The sequence below is a fragment of the Curtobacterium sp. 1544 genome, from assembly GCF_040544915.1.
GTDB lineage: Bacteria > Actinomycetota > Actinomycetes > Actinomycetales > Microbacteriaceae > Curtobacterium > Curtobacterium pusillum_C.
The window spans coordinates 1-24,668 of the sequence record NZ_JBEPKX010000035.1; the positions used below are offsets into that span (position 1 = coordinate 1).

The window sequence follows — 24,668 nt, forward strand, 5'->3', positions numbered from 1 at the left end:
GACGCCGCGAAGCTGCTCAACAGCACCTTCAAGACCGACGCCGTCAAGAGCGGCCTCCTCGTCGGCACCGCCACCATCACCGCCAAGATCAAGTAGGACCGATCCCGTCGAAGACCCCGCCCCGGCATCCGCCGGGGCGGGGCCTTCGACGTTGCGGAGTCCAGCAGGGTCAGCCGGCGGCGTCGGATTCCGGCTCGTCGGGGCCGATGGCGTCCTGGACCCGCGCGCTGACGGACCGCAGCGTCTCGGCGTCGGCCCCCACGGGCCTCCAGAACAGGTCCTCGAGCGCTCCCGTGTGCGCACGGATGCCGGCGAGCACCGCGCGACGGCCGTCGGGGGTCATCACGACCCAGCTGCCCCGGCCGTCCGTGGGACAGTCCGCTCGCTCCACCAACCCGCGCGCGACCATGCGCGTGACCTGGTGGCTCACGCGGGACTTCTCCCACCCGATGCCGGCCGCGATGTCGCGCACGCGCAACCGGTGCTCCGGCTCGCGGTGGAGTCCGATGAGGATCTCGAACTCCGGGATCGAGATCCCCGCTCCCTGCTGCACGGCGTGGTCCAACGCCCGGTCGAGTCGTCGCCACACGTCGTGGTAGGCGTCCCACGTGGCCCAGTCGTGGCCTCCGGCCCCCTCGTTCGGCATTTCGCCAGCGTATCGACCTCGGACCTGTTCGCCGCGATGATCATCCGCTCGTATGACCGGGTCCCGCCCAGACGACTCGGTGGGCGCACACGGCTCGCTCCGAGGTGGAGTCGGTGGCGAGGCCTACGATCGAGGCATGCCGAGCGCCCGACTGCAGGACTGCACCGACGACGCCGTCGCCCTCGTGCGGCGGTGGCTGGCGGCGTCCGCCGGGGCGAAGCCGGACGCCGGAGCGGCCCGTCTCGCCGGTGTCCTCCGTGACGAGCAGGGCCTCGACTTCACGCGGGGGTTCGTCGACAAGGTCATCCGGCCGGAAGACCCCCGGGTCGCCGCCCGCAACCTCGAGCAGGTCAGCCGGGACGTCCCGGACTTCCTCGCGTGGTACCTCCGCGGTGCGGTGACGTTCGGCGGCGGGTTCGCGACGATGGCCCCGTGGGCGGTCGTCCCCACGGCGCGGAAGATCCTGCGCCGGATGACCGGGCACCTCGTCATCGATGCCACACCCGCGAAGCTCGGTCCTGCGCTCGCGAAGGTCGGCGGGCCGGGCACCCGGCTCAACGTGAACCTGCTCGGCGAGGCCGTGCTCGGCAGCGCGGAGAGCGACCGTCGGCTGCAGGGGACGATGGACCTGCTGGCGCGCGACGACGTGGACTACGTCTCGATCAAGGTGAGCTCGGTCGTCCCGCAGATGTCGATGTGGGCGTTCGACCAGACCGTCGAGCGCGTGGTGGACCGGCTCGTGCCGCTCTACCGGCTGGCGGCGGCTCCACTGGCGTCCGGTGGCCGGGCGAAGTTCATCAACCTCGACATGGAGGAGTACCGCGACCTCGACGTCACGCTCGCCGTGTTCCGAGCGCTGCTCGACCGCGACGAGTTCCTCGGGCTCGAGGCCGGCATCGTGCTGCAGGCGTACCTGCCCGACGCGGCCGGCGCGCTGGAGTCCCTGACCTCGTGGGCGCAGGAACGACGAGCACGGGGCGGGGCGCCGATCAAGGTCCGACTCGTCAAGGGCGCGAACCTCGCGATGGAGCGGGTGGACGCGATCCTGCACGAGTGGCCGCTCGCGACGTGGGGGTCGAAGCAGGAGACCGACACGGCGTACCTCCGGATGCTCGACGCCGCACTCACGCCGGAGCGGATCGACGCGGTGCGCATCGGTGTCGCCGGGCACAACCTGTTCGACCTCGCCACCGCGTGGGTGCTCGCCCAGCGTCGTGGGGTCACCGACGGGATCGACGTCGAGATGCTGCTCGGCATGGCGTCCACCCACGCCGACGCCGTCCGCGCCGACGTCGGGCAGGTGCTCCTCTACACGCCGGTCGTCCAGCCGGACCAGTTCGACTCCGCGATCGCGTACCTGGCCCGTCGGCTGCAGGAGAGCGCGAGCCCCGAGAACTTCATCGCGAGCGCCGCGGAGATCGACCACGACGAGAGCGTCTTCGAACGCGAGCGCGGCCGGTGGCTCGCCTCGGTGTCCGCGCTCGGGCAGCCGGTCCCGTCGACCCACCGCACGCAGGACCGCCGTGTGCCGATCGGCGAGCCGGAGCACCGCGAACGCTTCGACAACGTCCCGGACACCGATCCGGCAGTCGCCGCCAACCGGGAGTGGGCGCTCGACGTCCTCCGTCGGGTCCCGCGCTCGCAGCTCGGTGCGCAGACGATCCGCGGTGCGAAGGTCTCCGACCGGTCGCAGCTCGAACGCATCGTCGCCCGCACCGCGCAGGCCGGCGTGAACTGGGGACGGCAGGACCCGTCCGACCGTGCGGAACTCCTCGACCTCATCGCCCACGAGCTCGAGACCCGGCGTGCCGACCTCGTCGAGGTGATGGCGGCCGAGACCGGCAAGACCCTGTCCGAGGCCGACACCGAGGTCAGCGAGGCGATCGACTTCGCGCACCACTACGCCGAGAGCGCGCGGCACCTGGCCGTGCTCGACGGGGACGGTGCCCGGTACGTCCCGCCGCGCCTGACCGTGGTCGTCCCGCCGTGGAACTTCCCTGTTGCGATCCCCGCCGGGGGTGTCCTGGCTGCCCTCGCCGCGGGCAGCGGCGTCGTCCTCAAGCCCGCGCCAGAGGCCAAGCGTTGCGGCGCCCTGCTCGCCGACGTGCTCTGGGACGCCGGGGTGCCCCACTCCCTGCTGCAGCTCGTCGACCTCGACGAGGACGAGCTCGGCCGCGACCTCATCGCGCACCCCGCCGTCGACCGCATCATCCTGACCGGCTCGGCGGACACCGCACGCTCCTTCCGCTGGTGGCGTGCCGGGCTGCCACTGACCGCGGAGACGAGCGGCAAGAACGCGATCGTCGTCACGCCGAGCGCCGACCTCGACCTCGCCGTGCAGGACATCGTGCAGTCGGCGTTCGGGCACGCCGGCCAGAAGTGCTCGGCCGCCTCCCTGGTGATCCTGGTCGGCTCCGTGGGCGAGAGCGAACGGTTCCGCCGGCAGCTCGTCGACGCCACGCGCACGCTCCGGGTGGCCTGGCCGGACGACCCGACGGCGCAGATGGGGCCGGTCATCGCCGAGCCCTCGGGAAAGCTGCGGAGCGGGCTCACCGAGCTCGGTCCGGGGGAGTCCTGGCTCGTGCAGCCGGTACCGCTCGACGACTCGGGACGGCTCTGGTCGCCCGGCATCCGCGACGGCGTCCGGCCCGGCAGCGACTTCCACCAGACCGAGTACTTCGGTCCGGTGCTCGGCATCATGCGTGCCGAGACGCTCGATCAGGCCCTCGCGATCCAGAACGGCACCGACTACGGGCTGACGGCGGGCATCCACTCGCTCGACACCGACGAGGTCGCGGACTGGATCGCCGGTGTCCAGGCGGGCAACCTGTCCGTCAACCGCGGCATCACCGGAGCGATCGTCCGTCGCCAGCCCTTCGGCGGGTGGAAGCGCTCCGCCGTCGGCACGGGCACGAAGGCCGGCGGGTCCATGTACGTCGCGACGCTCGGCCGGTGGCAGCCGATCCCGCGCACCGTGCACAAGAGCATCCAGCTGCACGGGCTGCCGCCACGGGTGACCGCGGTGATCGAGGCGGCCCGGAGCGGGCTGTCGTTCGAGGAGTTCGACCAGGTCCGCGCCGGCGCGCTGAGCGACGTCCGTGCGCGGGCCACAGAGTTCGGCGTCTCGCACGACCCCTCGGCGCTCGTGGTGCAGCGGAACGTGCTGCGCTGGCGTCCGCAGTCCGTGATCGTGCGGCAGGCCGAGGGGGCCACGAGCGGGGACCTCGTCCGCGTCCTCGCCGCCGCGACCGCGGCCCGTGCCCATGTGCTGCTGAGCAGCGCTCGGCCGCTCCCCGGGCCGCTCACGCAGTTGCTCGCGTCGAGCCGGTCCCCGCTGGACGTCGTCGACCACCTGGTCGAGACCGACGAGGAGTTCCTGCGTCGGGCAGCGTCGGGCGAGGTCTTCCGCGCATCCTGGACGAGCGGCGAGGACGACACGCAGGACGCGCTCGAGACCGTGCTCGCGCAGGGGCAGGAGCCGCCCGCGCACACCGTGTTCGGTGGTCCGGGTGCGCGCATCCGGCTGGTCGGCGGCGACCCCCTCGCACTCGAGGAAGCCCTCGGCGCGAGCGTCGACGTGGCGATCCACGACGCCCCCGTCGTCGAGGCCGGGATCATCGAGATGCTGCCGTTCCTCCGCGAGCAGTCGGTGTCGATCACGGCGCACCGGTTCGGCGACCTGGACCCCGACCTGTCGGAGCTGCATGTCTGAGGACCGCACCCTGCACGCCGACGGCCTGTTCAACGGTCGCGACCTCGGCGGTCTGCCGCTGCAGGGCGGCGGGACGACCCCGGCCCGTCGCGTGTTCCGGTCGGAGAGCGTCGACCGTCTGACGGCCGACGGCTGGCAGGCACTGCACGACGCCGGCATCCGGACGGTCGTCGACCTGCGCGCGCCGTCCGAGACCGCGAAGGACACCGGGACCCGCCCGGACTGGATCACCACCGTGGTGATCGACCACGACGGCCTCGACGACGCCCCGTCGTTCTGGTCGGCCTACTGGGAGACCGGCCTGGTCGGCACCCCGCTGTACTACGGCCCGCACCTCGACGAGCTCCCGGAGCGCACCGGGTCCGTGCTGCGGGCGATCGCGCGGGCCGAACCGGGCGGTGTCCTGTTCCACTGTGCCGGCGGACGGGACCGCACCGGCATCATCGCGCTCGCGCTCCTGACGATCGCGAGCGTCGAGCCCGAGGCGATCGTGGCGGACTACCTCGTCACCGTCGACAACGCGCCGGCGCTGCTGGCGTCCATCGGCGTCCCGTCGAACGAGGCGAAGATCGAGGCCCTGTGCGCCGAGCACGGCACCACCGTCGCGGGCGCGTTCCGCGCTGCGCTCGACGGGTTCGACGTGGTGCGTTTCGTCGAGCGATCCGGTCTCGACGACGCCGACCTGGAGGCACTGCGCACGTTCCGCGCGGACGTCGCCTGACCGGTCGGTACGGCCCGGCGGGACGCCTCCGCACCAACCCGCTGGTCAGTCCTCGGTGTCGCCGGCTTCCTCGTCCTCGACGCCGGTCTCGTCCATGCGGTCGCGGAGGTGGTCGGCCATCGCGCCGGCGCCCTCGCCCGCGTGATCGTGGTCGACCTGCTCGATGAGGCCGTGCAGCTTCTCGTGGTTCGTGGCCTCGGTGGCGCCGTCCATGACGGGCTCGGTCTGTTCGTGATCGCTCATGTCGCGGACGCTACGCCGTGCCCCATGGGCGTCAGGCTCCGGTGCGCGCTTCTCGGAGCGCGCCGTCCGCTGAGCGGTAGTGCAGCTCGACCGCCCCGCCGCTGAACGGGGTGGTGCCCACCAGCTCGAACACCGGCGTCGGCGCGGCCACCGGCAACAGGGGCGACCCGGCGCCGAGGGCGATCGGCATCACCGTCACCCGGAGTTCGTCGAGCAGTCCTGCCTGCTGGTACTGCGCCGCGAGCAGGCCACCGCCGACGACCCACACGTCGAGCTCCCCGGCTGCCCGTTCGACGATCGCCTGGTGGTCCGCCACGGATCCCGACACGAAGTGCACCTCGGCGCCGTCCGGCACGGGCAGGTCGCGCGTCGTGAACACCCAGGTCGGCAGGTCCGGGTACGCCCAGGTGTCGTCGTGGGCGAGCAGCCACTCGTAGGTGGTCGACCCCATCACGATCGCGCCGACCCCTGCGAAGAAGCGGTCGTAGTGCTCCTGGAACGGCTCGAAGCCGAACTGCAGCAGCCAGTCGAGGTGGTCACCGGGTGCGGCCACGAACCCGTCGAGGGAGGAGGCGACGGAGTAGGTCGTGCTCATGTTCCCGACGCTAGCGACGACCACCGACGCTGCGGCGTCGACCGGCCCCGTCACGGCCGGGACCGACGGCCGCGACCTCGGCGATCGCGAGTCCCGCGGAGATCCACAGTTGTCCGACGGCGAACCGTCGCCGTCGAGGATCTGCGGCGAGCGGGACCATCGTCACGCCGTGCAGGGTGTCGACGACTGCACTGAGCGTGTGCGCATCGCCCGAGCCCGTCCGCCCGACGAGCACGGCCTGCGCGACCTGTCGCACGGCGAGCACGACGTCGAGCGCCGGGTTCGCACTCCCGCGGAACACCCGGACGGCGTGCCCGACCCCGATCGCGGCTCGGGCGATCTCGACCATCGTCGTCGTTCGGCTCATGTGCCCAGTCCACCGCACGCCGCCGGTGCGTCCGCACAGCGGATGTCCCGCGGCGCTCGCGGAGCATGATGGCCGGGTGGAGACCCGAGACCCCGAGACCGACGACCTCGCCGAGGAGGCACCGCCCGGCTGGGTCCTCCGTACCCCGACACGGTGGCGGGAGATCTGGCCCGTCCCGGTCATGGCCGTGCTCCTCGCCGCGGTGGAGGTCCTCGGCGGCATCGGGTTCGGGGGTGTGTTCGCCCTCGTCGTCGGGCTGACGGCCGCCGCGCTCACCACCGCCGGCGCCGTGGCGCTGTTCGTGACCAGCTGGCGCGCGTACGACGAGCAGACGGTCGAGGCCTCCTGGCGCGGTCACGTCACGCACGTGGTGGTCGCGGTGACGACCGGAGGTGTGGTCGCACTCGCGACCCTGCTGGTCGGCCTGCCGTTCGGCATGCTGTTCGGGCTCGTGGCGCTTCCGCTGACGCTCACTTCTGCGCGCGCCGTGCCCCGCTTCGACCACCTCGCGGTCATGTGGGCCTTCGGGGTGGTCGGTGCGATCTGTGCCACGCTCGCCGTCATCGGGCTCACCGTCGACGACGTCTCGCGGGTCCAGCGTCCCGCCTGGATCGCCGGTGGCGTGTTCGCGCTGTTCTCGGCGGTGATCGTCGTCCACCAGTTCCGAGCCGCAGCCCGCGCACCGCTCCGCTAGGCCGGGGCCGACGTCAGCGCCCGAGCCCGAACCGGGTCACGACCCCGGGCGAGTACAGCACCGAGTCCGGCTCGAGCTCGGTCAGCGCGAACGGCAGCCCCGCGGCCCCGACCAGGTCGTCCCGCAGCGACACCACCGAAGCCCGGTGCAACGGCCACGACTCGTGCTCGTTCGGCCAGAAGCGCGTCCGGCCGAGCCGGTGCACGTGCATGCCCCACCGTGCCGTGAGGAACGTCTCGAGTGCCGTGGGCTCCGCGATCGGCGGCCCGGTCCGCACGTCGACCAGGGAGCGCAGGTGGGTCCCGTGTCGCCGCACCGCGTAGGCGACCCGGTCGGCCGCGGGTCGTCGCTGCTGCGCCACCGCCCACTTGTACGGCAGCCCGGTCGCCACGCGTGCGCCGACCGTCGGTGCGAGCTTGCCCGCGTCGAGCGACAGGAACACGACTCCGTGCTGCCCACGGTCGTCGACGGTGTAGACGCGCACGTTCACCTCGATGAAGTCGCCGACGCGGCCCACGGAGACCGGCGGGAACCGCGTGTCCGAGAACCGGAACGCGATGAGGCCGACCCACGTGGTCGCGCCGTCGTCGACGCCGTCGACCCCGAGGGTGTCCGGCCGCGTGCCTGCCGGGAGCAGCGGGGCCACCGCCGACACGTCGACGCGCCAGTGCACGAAGACGACGTCCCGCCACGCCTGTTCGATCCAGGGGCGTCCGGTGAGGCCGGGGGCGACGGCCTGGAGGCGCGGATCGCCTCCGTCGGGCACGGTCGCGGTCACGAGATGGTCGATTCCGGCGCGATGTGCCCCGCCACGGGCGCGTCGTCCCACCCCTGCTGCGGGGTGTCGCAGGTCCCGCGGAACACGTACTGCGACGGGCGCTTCCGCTCGCTCGAGGTCCAGTCGATCGCGGGACGCCGGCGCTCGGGAGGCAGGTACCCGATCCGGTAGACGGCCATCAGTTCGAGCGACTCGGGGACGCGGAGCAGCCCCTCGATCTCCGCCCACGCGCCCGGGGTCTCCATCGGGAAGGACACGAACTGGATCCCGAGACCGAGCTCGGTGGTGGCGAGCCAGATGTTCTCCATCGCCGCCCCCATGCTGAACACCGAGTAGAAGCCGGAGAGCTCCTCCTTCCGGTACTCGTGCCGGTCGAGCATCACCCCGAGCAGCAGCGGCGACCCGGCCACGAGCCTCCGGTTCTCCTCACCGAGCGTGTGCGGCACCCGGAGCGTGTTCATCAGGAGCTGCCCGCGCTTCGTGAACACCTGCTTCGTGAACGGCTTGAGCGGTCCCGGGAGCTTGTCGAACAGCATGCCGTCGCGGCGCTCGTCCATCTCGGCCTGCGAGAACCGGAAGTACGGGCGGTACCGCTCGAAGAACGTGCCCTCGGCCATGGTCCTGGTCATCGACGAGCCGCTGATCTCGGCGACGCGGTCGATCGTCGCCCGCTCCTCGACCAGGACGAACCGCCACGGCTGGCTGTTGAGCTGCGACGGCGCTCGCCCTGCCAGCTCCATGAGCAACCGCTGGTGCTCCTCGGAGACCGGGTCGGGCAGGAACGCCCCGTTGGTGGTGCGCCGACGTCGGATCGCCTCGAAGAGCTCCACTGCTGTCCTCCCCGCGGTCAGCGCCGGAACAGCACCGCCCCCAGGTAGGACGGCGCAGCGGCGACCGCGACTCTCCAGTGTGCTCCGGAGCGCGGGTTCGTGCGTGGGGCGACCGCGAGGGGCACGAGCGCGGGCAGCAGGAAGAGCGCCGACCGGTCGCGTGTCCACACCGGGGTCGTCGCCGCGACACCCGTCAGCGTGGCGGTCACGACGAACAGACCGTGGTGGACGACCCGGAGCTTCTTCGTGCGGATGAGCCGCACCGCGACGGCGGTGCCCCAGGCGCAGTTCGCGACGTAGGCGAGGCCCGCAGCGGTGACCAGACGGCGGGCCGTGCGCGATCGCTTGCATGCCGCGCCGCGCCTCCAGACCGCTTCCCGTCCCATCTGCCGGACGTTACGCGGTCTCGCGACTGACCAGCTTGGAGAGCACGATCGCGGAACGCGTGTGGTCGACCTGCGGAGCGAGGCGCACCTTGTCGAGCGCTTCCTCGAGGGCAGAGAGGTCCTTCGAGCGCATGTGCACGACGGCGTCGGCGCTGCCCGTGACCGTACCGGCGTCGATGACCTCGGGGACGGTGTCGAGCAGGGAGCGCAGTTCGTCGGGGGAGACCGTGCCGCGGCAGTAGAGCTCCACCCAGGCCTCGGTGCCGCGGTCCTCCACGGCGGGGTCGACCTTGATCGTGAAGCCCTGGATCACCCCGTCGCCGACGAGCCGGTCGACGCGGCGCTTCACGGCGGAGGCCGAGAGTCCGACCACCGACCCGATGTCGCCGTAGCCGGCGCGGGCGTTCTCCCGGAGCTGGTCCAGGATGCGGTGGTCGAGCGAATCCATTGGACCCATGCTACGCGGAGTTGTTGCACGACCGGTGGGTTCCGCGCACGAAACGTGCGCGCCCCGAACGGGTGTCACGGTGTTTCGCGATCCGTTGCTGCACTGTTCGGACGGTTCGTGCGAGGATCGGTCTCGGCGTCGACCTGGTCCGCTACGGTGAGTGAGCCTGCATCTCGCCGGAGCACTTCACCCCGTTCCGTTTCGGTTCCTGGCAGGCTCGGGCCCCGGTCCCTCCAGGAGGACTGATGTCGAACACCGCACCCTCGACCACCGATGCACCGGCCCGTACCGCGACCAAGCGGACGATCCTGATGTGCAAGCCGGACTTCTACACGGTGAGCTACCGGATCAACCCGTGGATGCACCCCGAGGACCCGACCGACACGTCGAAGGCCGTCCAGCAGTGGCAGTCGCTCGTCGACGTCTACGAAGGACTCGGCTTCGACATCTCGTACATCGAGCCGATCGACGGCCTGCCCGACATGGTCTACGCGGCCAACGGCGGCTTCGTGCTCGACGGCATCGCCTACGGCGCGAAGTTCCAGTACCCCGAGCGCCAGCCCGAGGGCCCCGCGTACATGGAGTGGTTCGCCGCGAACGGCCTGACCGTCGCCGACCCCGAGCAGACCAACGAGGGCGAGGGTGACTTCCTGCTCGTCGGGAACACCATCTTCGCCGGCACCGGGTTCCGCTCGGACAGCACCTCGCACGAGGAGCTCGCGGAGATCTACGGCCGCGAGGTCGTCACGCTCAAGCTGATCAACCCGAGCTTCTACCACCTCGACACCGCCATCGCCGTGCTCGACCCCGAGCCCGACGCTTCCGGCCGGTCGAACATCGCCTACCTCGAGAGCGCCTTCGACGAGCCGTCGCTGGCCATCCTGCGCGAGCGCTTCCCGGACGCGATCATCGCGACCGAGGAGGACGCCTCGATCCTCGGCCTGAACTCGTACTCCGACGGGTACAACGTCGTGATCGCGTCGCGCGCCGTCCGGTTCGCTGAGCAGCTCCGGGAGAAGGGCTACAACCCGATCGGCGTCGACCTGTCCGAGCTGCTGCTCGGCGGCGGCGGCGTGAAGTGCTGCACGCTCGACCTGCACCCCGTCGGCACCGGCAACTCGGTGGCGCGGTCCTGATGGGCACCGCTCTCGGGACGGCGACCGCTGCGGCGCTCGCCGTCGAGGACGGCTCCCTGGCGCACAACTACAGCCCACTGCCCGTCGTCATCGCCTCGGGCGACGGCGCGTGGGTGACCGACGTCGACGGCAAGCGCTACCTGGACGGCCTCGCCGCGTACTCCGCCGTGAACTTCGGCCACGGCAACCCGCGGCTGCTCGACGCCGCCCGCGCACAGCTCGACCGGGTCACGCTGACCTCGCGTGCGTTCGTGAACGACCAGCTCGGCCCGTTCGCCGCGTCGCTCGCCGCGCTGACGGACACCGAGCTGGTGCTCCCGATGAACACCGGTGCCGAGGCCGTCGAGTCCGCGATCAAGGTGTCGCGTGCCTGGGGCTACCGGGTGAAGGGGGTCCCCGCGGGGCAGGCGACGATCGTCGTCGCGTCCGGGAACTTCCACGGCCGGACCACGACCATCGTGTCGTTCTCGGACGACCCCGTGGCGCACGACGACTTCGGCCCGTACACGCCGGGTTTCCGCACGGTGCCCTACGGCGACGCTGCGGCGCTGCGCGAGGCGATGGACGAGACCGTCGTCGCCGTGCTGCTCGAGCCGATCCAGGGCGAGGGCGGCGTCGTGATCCCGCCGGCGTCGTACCTGCCCGCCGTCCGGGAGATCTGCGACGAGTTCGGCGCGCTGTTCGTCGCCGACGAGATCCAGTCCGGCCTCGGTCGCACCGGCCACACCCTCGCGGTGCAGCGCGTCGGCGTCCGTCCCGACCTGATCACGCTCGGCAAGGCGCTCGGCGGCGGCATCGTCCCGGTGTCCGCGGTCGTGGGATCGCGCGACGTCCTCGGCGTGCTGCGTCCCGGTGAGCACGGGTCCACGTTCGGCGGCAACCCGCTCGCGGCGGCCGTCGGCTCGGAGGTCGTGGCGATGCTCGGGGAGGGCACGTTCCAGCAGCGGGCCCTCGACGGCGAACCCCTCCTGCGCGGACTGCTCGACGACCTCGTCGGTCGCGGGGTCGTGTCGCACCGCGTCGCCGGACTCTGGGCCGGGATCGACATCGACCCGGCGCTCGGCTCCGGGAAGCAGATCTCGCAGGACCTCGCCGAACGCGGGGTGCTCGTGAAGGACACGCACGGGTCGACGATCCGGTTCGCGCCACCGCTCGTCGTGACCGACGACGAGATCCGCCTGGCGATCGGGACGCTGTCCGAGGTGCTCGCCGCGCGCTGAGGCGGCTCGTTGAGGCCGTTCGTCGACTGAACAGAAATCGTCGGGTCCGTTCGCGGCACCCGACGATTTCTGCTCAGTGGACGCTGCGTCAGACCGCCCAGCGGGCCGCCAGTTCGTCCATCAGGGCGTCCAGGCGCTCGTCGACGACCTGCGCGTCGGGGTTCGCCTCGAACCAGGCGATCACCTCGCGCACCCCGTGCCGGTACGGCGTGCGAGGCCGGTACCAGGGCACGAGCGTCCGGACCTTGCTGTTGTCGAACACCGAACTGTTCGCCTTGTCGCCGAGGAGCGCCGCACCCCACTCCGGGTCCACCGCGTTGATCGCGTCCGCCGGCACGTGCACGATCCGCAGATCGGAGACCCCCGCCGCTGCGGCGATCTCCTGCGCGATGGCGTTCCACGTCGGTGCCTCGTCGCTCGTGATCGTGAACGCCTCGCCGATCGCCTCGCCGCGGTCGAGCAGCCCCGTGAACCCGACCGCGAAGTCCCGGCTGTGCGTGATCGTCCACAATGACGATCCGTCCCCGGTGATGATGATCGGCTTCCCCGCCCGCATGCGTGCGACCGCAGTCCACCCACCCGTGAGCGGCAGCTTCGTCTCGTCGTAGGTGTGCGACGGCCGCACGATCGTCACCGGGAAGTCCCGCTCCCGATACGCCTCCATCAGCAGTTCCTCACACGTGATCTTGTCGCGCGAGTACTGCCAGTACGGGTTCTTCAGCGGCGTCGACTCCGTGATCGGCAGGTGCGTCGCCGGCGTCTGGTACGCCGAGGCCGAGCTGATGAAGACGTACTGCCGGGTCCGGCCCGCGAAGTACTCGACGTCGGCCTGCACCTGGTCCGGGGTGAAGGCGATCCAGTTCACGACCGTGTCCCAGGTCCGGTCGCCGAGAGCGTCCGCGAGGGCGCTGCGGTCCGAGACGTCGGCCTGGAGGCGCGTCACGCTCTCCGGGATCGGCCTGCCCCCGGTGGTCCCGCGGTTGAGCACGGTCACGTCGAACCCCTGCTCGACGGCTTCGCGGACGCAGGCGGCGCTGATGACCCCGCTGCCGCCGATGAACAGCACGCTCGGTCCCGACATGGATGCTCCTTCGCTCCCGGCGGTGCACCACTGCACCGCAACCCCTCCGATCCTGCACCTACCCGTCCGTGTGCAGTCGCCGACGGTGTGCAAGACTCGACGGGTAGACCCCGGAACGATCCCTGGCCACGGCCACATCGCCGGGGTTTCGTCGTGTCGCCCGCTGAGTCGCCGGCTGACCACCGCGACTACCGTCGCCCGCGGAGCCGCACCGACGCGGCCACGACAGGAGTGACACGCACATGGAGTACCGCTACCTCGGCAACTCGGGCCTCAAGGTCTCCGAGATCACCTACGGCAACTGGCTCACCCACGCCTCCCAGGTGGAGAACGACGCCGCGATCGCCTGCGTCCGGGCAGCGCTCGACGTCGGCATCTCGACGTTCGACACCGCCGACGTCTACGCGAACACCGGCGCCGAGACCGTCCTCGGCGAAGCGCTGAAGGGGGAGCGGCGGCAGTCGCTCGAGATCGCGACGAAGGTGTTCGGTCCAACCGGCCCGAAGGGCCACAACGACACGGGGCTGAGCCGGAAGCACATCCTCGAGTCGATCAACGGGTCCCTCGAGCGCCTGCAGACCGACTACGTCGACCTGTACCAGGCGCACCGGTTCGACTACGAGACCCCGCTCGAGGAGACGATGATGGCGTTCGCCGACGTCGTCCGTCAGGGCAAGGCGCTGTACATCGGCGTGAGCGAGTGGACGGCGGAGCAGCTACGTGCCGGGCATGAACTCGCCGAGGACCTCGGCGTGCAGCTCATCTCCAACCAGCCGCAGTACTCCGCGCTCTGGCGGGTCATCGAGGGCGAGGTCGTCCCGACGTCCGAGGAGCTCGGCATCTCGCAGATCGTGTGGTCGCCGATCGCCCAGGGTGTCCTGACGGGGAAGTACCAGCCGGGTCAGCCGCTCCCCGAGGGCTCGCGCGCCACCGACGACAAGGGTGGCGCGAACATGATCAAGCGGTTCATGCGCGACGAGGTGCTCACCGCGGTGCAGGACCTGAAGCCGATCGCCGACGAGCTGAACCTGTCGATGGCACAGCTCGCCGTCGCGTGGGTGCTGCAGAACCAGAACGTGGCATCGGCGATCATCGGCGCCTCGCGACCGGAGCAGGTGCACGACAACGCCGGCGCTGCCGGAGTGGCGATCCCCGCCGAACTGCTGTCCCGCATCGACGACGCCCTCGGCTCGGTCGTCGAGCGCGACCCGGCGAAGACGCAGGAGAGCAGCCCGAAGACCCGCGAGGCCTAGCCGGGCCGCGAAGCACCGGTGCCTGTGCGTCGAACACCGTCATGTGGCGGTGCGACGTACAAGCACCGGTGTTTTGCGGATCAGGGGGCGGGCCTCGGAAACGCAAAAGAGCCCCTCACTCTCGTGAGGGGCTCTTCACCGTGGCTGGACACGGCATCGATCCGTGGACCTTTCGATTTTCAGTTGGATCTGCCGCCCTAGCGTGTGCTCAAAGCCCCTAGTTCGCCACAAAAACACGCATGCTCCCGCTCGTTAGTCGCAGGCCGCACTCAATGATCTCAACCGACCACCCGGCACCCAACCGGCACAGGGCCCGACTAAGCCTCCGTGGTGGATTGAGGCGGCGAGTAGGGGAAGAACCCGTACCGCAGAGGGCTTGAGGGGGACTTGCTGAACTCGACCTCGTGAAGACCACCGCCATTAGCACTCGGCGGACTCACGTTTTCCATGACGATCACTTGCACGCTCGACGCTAGATCCTCTACCGATGCGTAGAAGCGGGCGGTGAAGTCAGATGGAAGAAGGGCAGCCTCGCCACGAAGGTCTTCACCGCCCTGCTTCGGCGGTTTATAGGTGACTAAAGGTGAGTCGAGTACCACAAACCCAGGATGCGGCAAGTCCATCGCAACGCAATATCGTGCGAGAGCTACTGTGAACGCTGCGTGCAGAACGGCCCGCACGCCCTTCCCATGGCCTGAACGGAGCTGACCGTCAGCCACGATGTCATTCTCTGCGCGGTCGTACTTGGAATGCTCAGCGTCCGGGTAGCCCCACTGCGCGAGGACGTCAGAAACCTGTGACGAGAAGGCGTCGATTGCTAGCAGGCTGATGGACTGTGCCTGAACAACCTTTTCGGCGACCGTTTCTGCTTGAATCTCGGCCAGTAGCGTCTTGTAAGCTTGAAGCTGATCCCAGAGAGCAAGAGATTGCTGGACTTCGAGCCGCTTATCTTGCAAGGTCCGAATCTCCTGCAAGATAGGGGCTTGATCCGCGTCAAGATCTCTGAGGTTGTTCTGACGCTGCCGCAGGGTCAGCAGGGTGTGCGAATGGTTCTCGCGAATGGCCTCCTGGTCGAACTCCAGATCGGACAACGTACTACGCAAATCCGCGCGCAGTTGGGACGTCTTTTCCACCTCGGACTGCACTGCTTCGGAGAATGGTGCTGTTTCTTGGTGCGTTACCAAATGTGCAGATGACCCGTCCAAGCTGTTGCCACAGAACGGGCAAGTATCGGTGGAGAAGAATCCCAGGAGACTCCCGGCTTCCCCAATCATATCTAGCCGTGACAGATCTGACGTGTATTGCGTATCGAGTAGAGTGAGCCGCGCGGCCAGCGAACGTGTTCTAAAGAATTCAGCTCGAAGTTCACTCACCTCGGCTTCAGACGATGCAACTAGTCTTGCTGCATCGGCCCGCTCGCGCGATGCGTCGTTCAGCGAGCCATTGAGAGTGTCTACTCTCTCCAGTAATCGCGAAAGCTGGTCACGTAACTCACGCTCTTCTGCAACTTCCGCAAGCTGCCGTTCAAGCCCTTCAATGAGGGACTCGACAACTTCTGACTTCGCCGCTTTCGCGCGCGTCTGTTGCGGCGTTAAAGCGACCGCGGTGAGGTCCGAGTCATCGTTTCCCTCTAGTAGGAGTTTGAGGGTCGATAATTCTTTTGTTCGGGTTGTAGGGCTTATGCCCGTATATACCGGCTCAAGCTCGGATTGCATCTGCGTTTCGTCAACGACTGAGAAGTGAGCTAGATTACGGAAGCTGAGGGAGTCTGTCTCGTTTCTAGCGTTCCTCCTGATTCGAAGGCCGTCGAACCCAGTCAATTGCAAGAGAAAACGCGAGAGGTTGTCTTCCTTGTCCTGGCTGTGCGATGTTGCCAGAGTAGTGTCAGGTGGAGATTCTGGTGCCGTGCGAATGTCGCTCGTGTAGAGCCCTACACGCCCGCCCTTAATGGGGCGCGCTAGGGTGTATTCATCACCGGAGCGAGTTGCTAGCCCAAGGAGTACATGGGAGTAGCTATCGAGTCCTTTGACCACCTTGAGTTTCTTGCTGCCTAACGCAAAGTCGATGGCATCTACAATGAAGGACTTTCCGGTGTCCGAAGGCCCGTGGATAACAGAAAGTGCTGGGCCAAAGCTCACTGATGCGGGTTCAACAGTGGAGCCCACGAGAGTAAGATGAGTCAGCCGAATCACGAGGTCTCCAAATAATCAGCTGGATCGGTGGCGTCGAACTCCTCGGATCGGTCACCGAGTATTTCTGCAATTTCCGATCGTAGTTCGGGGTCGCTCGTTCCGGAAAAAGTGTTGCAGACCCATTCCGCACGTTCTACAAGATCAGCGAAGTAGGCGGCTTTCAGAAGCCCTAAGAACCCGGGGGCGTTCTCGGACGCGCGGAACTCGATCCCGCTGGCCGTTGCTTGGACCTCAGCAAGTCCCACGCGGCACGCGAATTCGACACCGTCGGTGATCAAGCTTCGCTTCATCCCAAGTTCTCCACTCCTCAGCGGAAGCTCCGGATGAAGGCTTGGGGGCCCGCCTAAGTCGGCGGTATGTAGCAGTGCGTGATCGAGAAGCACGAGGCGAGCGACATCTACGTTCGACGGAAAGCAGGCGGTCAGTATAGCGCTTACGCGCACACCGATCTCTAAAGCGCCGTTCAAGGGGCTGGTCATGTCACCGCACCCACTTCATTCGGTCCATATTAGCCAGGTGGTGGCACACACCCCGTCGGTCTTCTGGGCCGGTGATCTCGACAAGGCGTTGGCTGTCGAGCTGCACGTTGGTTGCTTGCGTAAGTACAGCCGTTAGCCGTTCACGCCCGTTCGGGTAGTTTGCTTCAGCTACCTCAATAACGCCATCGTGGAGGTGGTCTACAAGGCGGTCGAATGTGCCAGGAGGTACTGAGTCTCGTGCGTACATCCGCAACGCCTCGGCGCTGTAGAACGCACGACGTTGGCGTCGGAAATGTGCGAGATGATCTGCGTGTGCTTGAAGTGTTTCAATATTGAGGTCAACGGATCCTGTGGCCTCTCTGTACACGCGCAGTAATTCCTCGATATAGCGTGCCTCGCTCGATTCGAAATCAGTTGGGGGAGGATCAACCGGAGCTCGTTGCGGGAGCACTGTGCCAAATCGGAATGCGTGATATCGCGTCTGCGCATGGTCGCTCAGTAGCTCTGTAAGTTGTGTTGCGGTAAAAATGGCGAAGTCTGTGGTGGCTGCCAGTTTTCGTACGGCGGTGAGATCGTGGACGTCCAGGGTTTTGGCTAGGGCTGTTCCGTCGGCGATCGCAGCTAGAAACTTTGTCTTAAATTCCGCAGGATGACTGATGAGGCGGTTGAGGGTGGGGCCTGCTCCTCTCGGCGCCACGAAATAGTATTTTCGTGGCATCGTGTAATGTTGCTTGGCGACATGCCCGAACATCTTTAGTATTTCGGCGTAAGCAGTAGCGGGTGTAAGCGCCTCGGCGTAGTGTTTAGCCTGGTAGCAGTCCCACTCGCCTTCAAAGTCGTTGGGGCTGAGGAATCCCGCGATGTCAATTCCTTGGTCACCGCTGCCGCCAATGCGTTTCACCTGAACATATCCACTATGCAGCGAATATGCCCATTCGAGGATGAACTGTTCCCAATCGTCCGGTGCATAAAAGTAGACGCGATGTTCTGGTGGCACGGGTGGGCCCGATCCGAGTCCAAGATCCGTCGCATCCGGGGCGGCGAGGTCCTCCGGAACGATCGGCGTGTCTGCGACGTTCGGCATGATTGGCGCGGCTCCCCCTGAATCCTGATGCGGAGTCTACTTTGACTCGCGATTTCGCTGATCCTATCGGCAGCAAGGAGCTATCGGTGGGTCCGCCGCCGAGGAGCGCCCGGACCGCAGCGTAGCGAGGACCGGACGCACCGCAGGGGGTGGGTCCGACCGGAGGTCGGCCTTGAACGAGTAGAGAAAGTACTCACAGCTCGGGCTGAAGCGCTGGGCGGGGCAGTCGGGTAACCTGTCTAGATATGAACCGTCTGGCTGCTTCTGACCTCGGCGAGCTCGACCGAGCCTCTGGCGATCCGCTGTATCGCCAGATCGCCGACCGGCTCCTCGATCTCATGCAGACCGGCTCGCTGGCCTCTGGCGACATGCTGCCGTCGACGCCCGAGCTGTCTAGGCACTTCGGCGTTGCACCCATGACGATCCGCGAGGCGCTGAACGTCCTTCGCGCAGCGGGTCGGATCGTGTCGGAGAAGGGCAAGGGTGTGTACGTGGACGGGCCACCGCCGTTGCGCGTGGCCATGAGGACGCTCTCGTTCGACGCGTCAGCGTTGCCTGCGCTGACAGGTGCGCTGCCGAAGCTCCCGGACCTCGCTGACATGCGGGCGATGCTCGCCGCGGGTGATCTTCGACTGACCGACTCTCGCGCGTTGTCTGACCAAGGAGGGCTGGTTTCCGCTCCGCAGTGGCTGGGTGAGGGCCGATTACTGGAGATTTTCCACAAGCACTCAGGCCAGGTCTTCGCCGTGAGCCGCTACGTCCTTCCTGGGGCCTCGCCGCATGGCGACGCTGTCACCCAATCCGTAGCGTCTTTGTGCGCGGTGGCCGACTCAGTGGATGGACTGCACGAGGAGGTCCTGAGCAGGATGCCGACTCGGAGCGAGGCTGCGGATCTGCTTCTTCCGAGGGAGCAGTCGGTGCTTGTCATGCGGCATGTCGGACTGAGCGGTGGGGTTGAGGTCATACGTGCGGAAACCATTCGTGACGGTCGTGCGCCAGTGGCGCTCGTTGACTCACCTATCTAGATAGGTCACGGTTGATCTCAGTAGGTGTTGCAGCGCGCCTACCGCAACCTATCTAGAGAGACCAACCCAGAGAGGAACCTCATGGCACTCCAGACAGCAATCCCGGTGAGTTTCGACGCGTACTTCCCGAAGGGCGCGTTCATGGTGGGCGACGTCGAGCCCGTCGTGAAGTGGTCCGATGACGGCCAGCGTCAGGGGCAGGACCTCGACAAGAACTCCGGTCAGCCGATGTGGCAGGTGCGCGTCATCGACGCCGACCCTGACGCACGCAAGGGCCAGAACGAGGTCACGGTCAAGATCATCAGCATCAGCGAGCCGGTCGCCCCGCCGGAGATCCAAGGCCTCCCGTTCCGCCCGGTCGTCTTCGATGGGCTGTCGGTCACCCCGTACGTGAAGGAGAACGGCGGCCGACCACGCGTCGCGTTCTCGCTCCGGGCTCGCGAGATGAAGGCCGCAGCGAAGGCACGGGGTAGTGAGTGATGCGTTGGTCCGTTCGTAAGGAGGCGCGCTATTGGGCTGACGAGTTCGAGGGGTTCGCCCGACGCCTCCGATGGGTGCTGATCGGACTGATCGTCCTCACCCTCCTGGAAATCGTGACCACCTGGCTGCCAGTCGTCTGGTGGCTCAACGGCTTCGTGGCACTGATCTTCGTACTTCGCCGTCTGCGGGTGTGGGGCAACATCGATGAAGCCCTCCACCGAGCGCAGCAGCGCTCGATCTCCCGGCACATCGTGGCTGCCTGGCCAGCTCTCGCGCAGACGCTCCGGCTTGAGGCACATGGGCCGAGTGGATCCCGCATCGCGGCCGGTATCGGTTCACCGAGCTGGGACGCAGACGCGTGTCTTGTGCCGCTGTACCTTCCGAGCGGTCTCACGTCCGGGGACGTCGGAGCGCACCTGGACCGGATCGCGGCAGCATTCGGGGCGCGCCACGCCACCTTGTCCGGCACGCGGATCGATCAACTCGAACTGCGCCTGTACTACGCCGACCCTCTTGGCGAACCGTTCGGACTTGCTCCAAGCGATGAATGGGACGGCCGAGCAGTCACGATGGGCCGAACTGAAGAGGGCGACGATTGGAGGCTCCGTCTCGGCCCGCACACGCTGGTTGCTGGTGCCTCGGGAAGCGGCAAGGCGTCGATCGTCTGGGCGCTCCTCTTGGGGCTCGCCGGCGCAGTCCGATCCGGGATGGTCGAAGTCTGGGGCGTCGACCTCAAGGGCGGCATGGAGCTCGGGATGGGTAAGCCTCTCCTGACTCGCTTCGCGAACGACTCGGTGCACGCGGTGACCATGCTCGAGGAGGCCGTCGCTCAGATGCAAGCACGGGCTCTCGACCTCGCCGGGACGACCCGGCAGCACGAAGCTTCGACCGAGGCGCCCCTCGTGATCGTGTTGATCGACGAGCTCGCGGCTCTCACGGCGTACGAACCAGACCGGGATCTGCAGCGCCGGGCGAACGCCAGCATCGCAACGCTCGCGTCACAAGGGCGCGCTGTCGGTTTCGTGGTGATCGCGTGCCTGCAGGATCCACGCAAAGAGACACTGCCTGCGCGGGGGCTCTTCACACAGACGATCGGGCTTCGCCTCCGTGACCGAACCGAAACCTCGATGGTGCTCGGTGACGGCTCTGTCGCTGCTGGCGCGCTGTGCCACGAGATCCCGATCAGTGCGCCCGGCACGGCCTACGTCCTGTCCGACGAGCTCGCGACACCGCAGCGGGTGCGTGCCGGATACGCGGACGATGCCCTGATCACGCACACGGCCAGAGCCTTTGCAGCGCCGCGATCCAAGCCTGTGGTCGTGCCTGAGACACAAGGTGCCCGTGCGCCTGCCCGTCCGCGACGTCGAACGCGGAGCACTGCTCATCCGAAGGAGGAGTCATGAAGAAAATCGCACGATCCGCACTGGTCATCGTCGTCGCCGGGTTGCTCGTCGCCGGCGGTGCGATCGTCGGCCACTTGACCACAGTGGAACACGCTCCAGCCGCGGCCGAGACAAAGCCATCGATGTGCAACCTGCGGATCTCGTGGGACACGACGAACGGCGCAGAGCACGCGATCTACGTCGCGCCAGATCCTGCAGACCGTTCACTCGTCCAGCGGTACGGGCACATCGCGAACCAGTCGTGCACTGACGCGCAGCTCACCGACTGGATCGATCAACGACGCAAGGAGCACGCCGCGGTCGACGTCTGCCGACCGGTGTTGCGCACAGACGACGTGACTGGGTACGTGTACCCGATCGGATGCGCGGTCCCCGAACTGGTGGTGTCTGATGGGCCTCGCTGAGTCAGTCGCGCACCGTCTCCGTAGTCCAGGGTTCGACCGTTGGATGCGTGGCGCCGCCCGGGTGGGCTTCTGCACGAACCCGGTTCGGCTTGTCGGAGCATCCACGACCTTCGGATCTGGGACGGGGGAGGAGCGCGCCAGGTTCTCGTCTGCCGACCAGCCGGATCACGTCCTCTTCACCCGCTGCGGCAACCGCCGCGCGCAACGCTGTGCCTCGTGCAGCCATGAGTACAAGGGCGACACCTGGCACATGATCATGGCTGGCGCGGCCGGCGGCATGAAGGGCGTTCCCAACTCAGTCGCGGCCCACCCGATGGTCTTCCTCACCCTGACCGCTCCTTCGTTCGGACCCGTACACGGCGCGGCCTGCGCGCGGGCACGACCCTGCAGACACGGTCGTCGGCCGGAATGCGCGACCGGACACGGTGGGGGCAGTCCCGAGCTCGGCGATGCGATCTGCCCAGACTGCTACGCCTACGAGGACCACATCGTGTGGCAGTACTTCTCGTCCGAGCTGTGGAGGCGATTCACCATCCAGCTCCGCAGGGAGCTCGCCAGAGTCCTCGGTATGAGTCAGCGAGAGGCCTCGACCCTTGTCCGACCGCAGTTCGCGAAAGTTGCGGAGTTCCAGAAGCGCGGCGCCGTCCACTTCCACGCGATCGTCCGACTTGACGGTGTTGACGGTGTTGACGGCGACGATGCTTTCCCAGCGCCAGATGATCGCATCACGACCGCTCACCTGACGCAAGCGATCCGCCGGGCTGCGCGTGCGGTGCGGTATCAACCGCCCAGCCTTCCGTCAGGACGCCTACCGAACGTGCTCCGTTGGGGGCGGCAGATCGATGTGAAGCCGATCGTTCGAAGCGAAGGTCTCGATGGACACCTGTCGGATCGTGCCGTCGCCGCGTACATCGCCAAGTACGCGACCAAGGCGACGGAAGATCTGGATGCGGGGGCCTCGCCCCGTCCGCACCTCGTCAGGCTCCGCGAGATCGCCGAACAGATCGGCGTCTCTGCAGAACCGCACTCGCCGTACGTGCTGCTTGAGCGTTGGTCTCGGATGCTCGGATTCCGTGGCCACTTCTCGACGAAGTCGAGGCGGTACTCGGTCACACTCGGCTCTCTGCGGGACGCACGCCATCAGTGGCGACTTGGACGCGTCGCCGCGGCTGCAAGTGAGCCTGACGGGGGAGAAGTCGAGAGCGTGCTCGTCATCGGGAGTTGGTCCTACGCCGGAATGGGCTGGACCTCGCAGGGCGACAAGGCTCTCGCGATCGAAGCTGCCCGCGCGGCGAGGCAATGGAGAGATTCGCGACACACCAAGAGGCCAGACAGAGGAGACGGCGATGTTCGCTGATCAGGAAGCTCACGAAGAAACGACACTTGTGGAGGAGGACGCCTACCTCACGCGACGAGAGGCAGCTGCGCGTTGCCGTGTTCCGCTGTCGACGTTCGATGCGCTGCGCCGCCAGTCCAGGGTTCCGTACCCGGACGCGCGCATGGGGAAGCACATGCTCTGGAAGACGTCGACCATCGTCGGCTTCCTCGAATCGGGTGGTACCAGTGGCCGAGCGCACTGAGCGGCTGGACCCACGGACTCGGAAGCCGCTCCCCGAAGGAATTAGGTACCGGACTGACCGCGGGAAGTACCAGGTCCGCGTCTGGGCAACAGGCCTGAACGGGGAGGATCGAGAGCGGAGCTTCCTCGTCGGGCCGCTTGCCGAGGCGAAGCGTGTGCGGAGTGAAGCCCGAACGCGGATCAAGCCAGACGGCGGTATGACCCTCGATGTCTGGCACTCGCGGTACTGGCCGACCATCGAATCGAGTATCCGTCCGGCCACGGCTCGCGGGTACGACGTTGCGTGGCGGCGCCGGGTGCAGCCGTGGTTCGGGCATCGCAAGTTGGAGACGATCTCTGCCGGCGACGTCGATGAGGCAATCGGACAGTGGAGCGGATCGGCTTCGACTCGCAACGACGCTCTTGCCATGCTCAGTCGGCTTCTTGACGGTGCGGTCCGGTTCGGCGTGATCGGCGGGAACCCGGCGCGATTGGTTCGTCGGCCTCGCGAAGACGGAGCTCGGAGTTTTCGGTCGAGAGCGCTGTCTTCTGTTGAGGTCAGGACGCTTCTCGCTGCTGTGGAGGACGGTCCCTACCGTGCGTACCTCTCGGCACTCGTGTTCACCGGTATGCGAGCGGGGGAGGCTAGCGCTCTTCGCGTGTCCGACGTCGACCTCGCAGGACGAGTGATCCACGTCCGGCGGAGCTTCTCCCCTGGACGCAATGGTGAGTTGGTCGAACAGAGCCCCAAGAGCCACAAGGAGCGAACCGTCCCCCTGCCAGGGACGCTCCTGCCCTCGATAGCCGAACAGGTCGAGGGCAAACGCCGCAACGATCTCGTGTTCACCGGTCCCAAGGGGGGACGCCTGCAGGTGTCGAACGTCCGTCGGGCCGTCGACTGGGCGAACCTTCGACGCGTCCTGGACCGACCAGATCTGCGCATCCACGATCTCCGACACACTCTCGCAACGCTCCTGTTCGATGCCGGGAGCGCTGCCAACGACGTGCAGGCGATCCTGGGACACTCTTCGATGCAGGTCACGGAGCGCTACAGCCGTGCACGTTCCGACTCCGCAGTGCGAGCAACCGGTGCACTTGACCAGCTGTTTCTAGGAGGGACGGGACCGTGAACGGTGAGTTGACCCTCGCGGAGTCGCTGCGGGACTTCCCGGATGACGTGGTCGAAGTCGACGGCTTCCCGCGGCGATTAGTGCGAGAGAACTTGGTCCGCACGCCTGGGTTTGCAGCCGAGCTGCACACGGTTTGGTTCTTCTTCAGTGCTGTGGAGCCCGCATATGCGTTCGTACGCAGCGGGAGGATGTCTCTGCAGGTCGGTGGGGTGGCCCTCCGTGAAGCGATGTGGGAGGCTCGGTATGACGCTAGGAAGGACCGCGACGTGAAGACTCTCCTATTGGGAGCGCGCCGGCCAGTCCCAGATTTCGATGACGCAGCGTTGATCGACCGCTTCCGTGACGGACTCGATCGGGAATCGGCTCATTGGCAGGGGGCTTAGCCCATGGCCCGAGTGTCGATCGAGCGCGAGCTGCTCGATGAGGCGAGGCAAACCACGGGTAGCAAGTCTGACCGTGAAGTGCGTGTCCTGTCTCTCGAGACGTTGATTGCGGTCCACGGACCAATAGCCAAGCGCTCTGATCGCCAGGGCGAGTCAGATTCGGCGGTTGCGACGGCCGGCGCGAGGGAGTACCAATTGGTGGGGGAGCAGGGGTACTGCGGCTCTGTGCCAATCGGCCCGTCGTGTGACGAGAGGGAGCGTCCCGGCGTCTCCGCGAGACACTCACTCTGCCAATTCGCCGACCGACGCGTCCCGAAAGCGGGTGGTCTATCGGACCCTGCCGAGGGGGCGGGCTTCTCTCGCGCTCTGTGCGCTCCCGAGGCCGTGTGGCCTCAAGCTAGATGACCTCTGCGCCCAGGC

At 67.4% G+C, this 24,668-nt stretch carries 25 protein-coding genes; 13 read left to right on the top strand and 12 right to left on the bottom strand.

Annotated features, from left to right (window positions below):
* Positions 1-169: 169 nt before the first annotated feature.
* Entirely contained in the window at positions 170-646 is a 477-nt protein-coding gene (locus tag ABIC61_RS16360; RefSeq protein WP_144756882.1) for a MarR family winged helix-turn-helix transcriptional regulator, read from the bottom strand.
* A gap of 136 nt (positions 647-782) precedes the next feature.
* On the opposite strand from ABIC61_RS16360, the gene ABIC61_RS16365 reads away from it, so the two are divergent.
* Both ABIC61_RS16365 and ABIC61_RS16370 read left to right on the top strand, forming a co-directional pair.
* Positions 783-4,358, top strand: a complete 3,576-nt coding sequence (locus ABIC61_RS16365; protein ID WP_354030770.1) for a proline dehydrogenase family protein — start codon at positions 783-785, stop codon at positions 4,356-4,358.
* Positions 4,351-5,079, top strand: a complete 729-nt coding sequence (locus ABIC61_RS16370) for a tyrosine-protein phosphatase (RefSeq protein ID WP_354030771.1) — start codon at positions 4,351-4,353, stop codon at positions 5,077-5,079. Before ABIC61_RS16365 ends, ABIC61_RS16370 begins: the two co-directional genes overlap by 8 nt.
* Before the next feature lie 45 nt (positions 5,080-5,124).
* Here the strand turns inward: ABIC61_RS16370 and ABIC61_RS16375 are convergent, their stop codons facing one another.
* From ABIC61_RS16375 to ABIC61_RS16385, 3 genes are read right to left on the bottom strand one after another with little or no spacing between them, the layout of a single operon-like run.
* Complete coding sequence (locus ABIC61_RS16375) at positions 5,125-5,322, bottom strand: hypothetical protein (protein WP_141399800.1); 198 nt, start codon at positions 5,320-5,322, stop codon at positions 5,125-5,127.
* Positions 5,323-5,353: 31 nt separating this feature from the next.
* Positions 5,354-5,917, bottom strand: coding sequence for a dihydrofolate reductase family protein (locus tag ABIC61_RS16380; RefSeq protein WP_354030772.1), 564 nt, complete (start codon positions 5,915-5,917; stop codon positions 5,354-5,356).
* Between the two features lie 10 nt (positions 5,918-5,927).
* Positions 5,928-6,284, bottom strand: coding sequence for a hypothetical protein (locus tag ABIC61_RS16385; RefSeq protein WP_354030773.1), 357 nt, complete (start codon positions 6,282-6,284; stop codon positions 5,928-5,930).
* Between the two features lie 76 nt (positions 6,285-6,360).
* On the opposite strand from ABIC61_RS16385, the gene ABIC61_RS16390 reads away from it, so the two are divergent.
* A complete protein-coding gene (locus ABIC61_RS16390; RefSeq protein ID WP_354030774.1) occupies positions 6,361-6,978 on the top strand; it encodes a hypothetical protein in 618 nt (205 codons plus the stop codon).
* Positions 6,979-6,991: 13 nt separating this feature from the next.
* Here ABIC61_RS16390 and ABIC61_RS16395 read toward each other — a convergent pair whose 3' ends face one another.
* The 4 genes from ABIC61_RS16395 to ABIC61_RS16410 are packed head-to-tail and all read right to left on the bottom strand — an operon-like array spanning position 6,992 to position 9,420.
* Complete coding sequence (locus ABIC61_RS16395; protein ID WP_354030775.1) at positions 6,992-7,756, bottom strand: YqjF family protein; 765 nt, start codon at positions 7,754-7,756, stop codon at positions 6,992-6,994.
* Positions 7,753-8,586 carry a nitroreductase family protein gene (locus ABIC61_RS16400; RefSeq protein ID WP_354030776.1) on the bottom strand — a complete coding sequence of 278 codons (834 nt, stop codon included), beginning with the start codon at positions 8,584-8,586 and terminating at the stop codon, positions 7,753-7,755. The genes ABIC61_RS16395 and ABIC61_RS16400 overlap by 4 nt, the downstream gene beginning before the upstream one ends.
* Positions 8,587-8,603: 17 nt before the next feature.
* Positions 8,604-8,972 (bottom strand): hypothetical protein, encoded by a 369-nt coding sequence (locus ABIC61_RS16405; protein ID WP_354030777.1) that lies wholly within the window; start codon positions 8,970-8,972, stop codon positions 8,604-8,606.
* A 10-nt stretch (positions 8,973-8,982) separates the two neighbouring features.
* Positions 8,983-9,420, bottom strand: a complete 438-nt coding sequence (locus ABIC61_RS16410; protein WP_071293350.1) for an Lrp/AsnC family transcriptional regulator — start codon at positions 9,418-9,420, stop codon at positions 8,983-8,985.
* 245 nt (positions 9,421-9,665) lie between these two features.
* Here ABIC61_RS16410 and ddaH point away from each other — a divergent pair, with 245 nt between their 5' ends.
* Both ddaH and rocD read left to right on the top strand, forming a co-directional pair.
* On the top strand, positions 9,666-10,556 hold the full coding sequence (gene ddaH / locus ABIC61_RS16415) for a dimethylargininase (protein ID WP_354030778.1): 891 nt from the start codon (positions 9,666-9,668) through the stop codon (positions 10,554-10,556).
* A complete protein-coding gene (gene rocD / locus ABIC61_RS16420; RefSeq protein WP_354030779.1) occupies positions 10,556-11,776 on the top strand; it encodes an ornithine--oxo-acid transaminase in 1,221 nt (406 codons plus the stop codon). Before ddaH ends, rocD begins: the two co-directional genes overlap by 1 nt.
* Positions 11,777-11,864: 88 nt before the next feature.
* Here the strand turns inward: rocD and ABIC61_RS16425 are convergent, their stop codons facing one another.
* Positions 11,865-12,857, bottom strand: coding sequence for an NAD-dependent epimerase/dehydratase family protein (locus ABIC61_RS16425; protein WP_354030780.1), 993 nt, complete (start codon positions 12,855-12,857; stop codon positions 11,865-11,867).
* Between the two features lie 242 nt (positions 12,858-13,099).
* Here ABIC61_RS16425 and ABIC61_RS16430 point away from each other — a divergent pair, with 242 nt between their 5' ends.
* Positions 13,100-14,110 carry an aldo/keto reductase family protein gene (locus ABIC61_RS16430; protein ID WP_354030781.1) on the top strand — a complete coding sequence of 337 codons (1,011 nt, stop codon included), beginning with the start codon at positions 13,100-13,102 and terminating at the stop codon, positions 14,108-14,110.
* A gap of 317 nt (positions 14,111-14,427) precedes the next feature.
* Here ABIC61_RS16430 and ABIC61_RS16435 read toward each other — a convergent pair whose 3' ends face one another.
* From ABIC61_RS16435 to ABIC61_RS16445, 3 genes are read right to left on the bottom strand one after another with little or no spacing between them, the layout of a single operon-like run.
* Entirely contained in the window at positions 14,428-16,275 is a 1,848-nt protein-coding gene (locus tag ABIC61_RS16435) for a hypothetical protein (RefSeq protein ID WP_354030782.1), read from the bottom strand.
* 23 nt (positions 16,276-16,298) lie between these two features.
* Complete coding sequence (locus ABIC61_RS16440) at positions 16,299-16,781, bottom strand: ABC-three component system middle component 2 (protein ID WP_354030783.1); 483 nt, start codon at positions 16,779-16,781, stop codon at positions 16,299-16,301.
* A gap of 1 nt (position 16,782) precedes the next feature.
* On the bottom strand, positions 16,783-17,865 hold the full coding sequence (locus tag ABIC61_RS16445) for an ABC-three component system protein (RefSeq protein ID WP_354030784.1): 1,083 nt from the start codon (positions 17,863-17,865) through the stop codon (positions 16,783-16,785).
* 245 nt (positions 17,866-18,110) lie between these two features.
* Here ABIC61_RS16445 and ABIC61_RS16450 point away from each other — a divergent pair, with 245 nt between their 5' ends.
* The 7 genes from ABIC61_RS16450 (at position 18,111) to ABIC61_RS16480 (ending at position 23,865) form a co-directional block, all read left to right on the top strand.
* Positions 18,111-18,890 carry a GntR family transcriptional regulator gene (locus ABIC61_RS16450; protein ID WP_354030785.1) on the top strand — a complete coding sequence of 260 codons (780 nt, stop codon included), beginning with the start codon at positions 18,111-18,113 and terminating at the stop codon, positions 18,888-18,890.
* Between the two features lie 81 nt (positions 18,891-18,971).
* Positions 18,972-19,370, top strand: a complete 399-nt coding sequence (locus ABIC61_RS16455; RefSeq protein WP_354030786.1) for a plasmid replication, integration and excision activator — start codon at positions 18,972-18,974, stop codon at positions 19,368-19,370.
* A complete protein-coding gene (locus ABIC61_RS16460) occupies positions 19,370-20,773 on the top strand; it encodes an FtsK/SpoIIIE domain-containing protein (protein WP_354030805.1) in 1,404 nt (467 codons plus the stop codon). Before ABIC61_RS16455 ends, ABIC61_RS16460 begins: the two co-directional genes overlap by 1 nt.
* On the top strand, positions 20,770-21,177 hold the full coding sequence (locus ABIC61_RS16465) for a hypothetical protein (protein ID WP_354030787.1): 408 nt from the start codon (positions 20,770-20,772) through the stop codon (positions 21,175-21,177). The genes ABIC61_RS16460 and ABIC61_RS16465 overlap by 4 nt, the downstream gene beginning before the upstream one ends.
* Positions 21,178-21,220: 43 nt before the next feature.
* Positions 21,221-22,534 carry a replication initiator gene (locus tag ABIC61_RS16470; protein WP_354030788.1) on the top strand — a complete coding sequence of 438 codons (1,314 nt, stop codon included), beginning with the start codon at positions 21,221-21,223 and terminating at the stop codon, positions 22,532-22,534.
* Complete coding sequence (locus tag ABIC61_RS16475) at positions 22,524-22,757, top strand: hypothetical protein (RefSeq protein WP_354030789.1); 234 nt, start codon at positions 22,524-22,526, stop codon at positions 22,755-22,757. Before ABIC61_RS16470 ends, ABIC61_RS16475 begins: the two co-directional genes overlap by 11 nt.
* Positions 22,741-23,865, top strand: coding sequence for a tyrosine-type recombinase/integrase (locus tag ABIC61_RS16480; protein ID WP_354030790.1), 1,125 nt, complete (start codon positions 22,741-22,743; stop codon positions 23,863-23,865). Before ABIC61_RS16475 ends, ABIC61_RS16480 begins: the two co-directional genes overlap by 17 nt.
* Positions 23,866-24,668 lie beyond the last annotated feature (803 nt).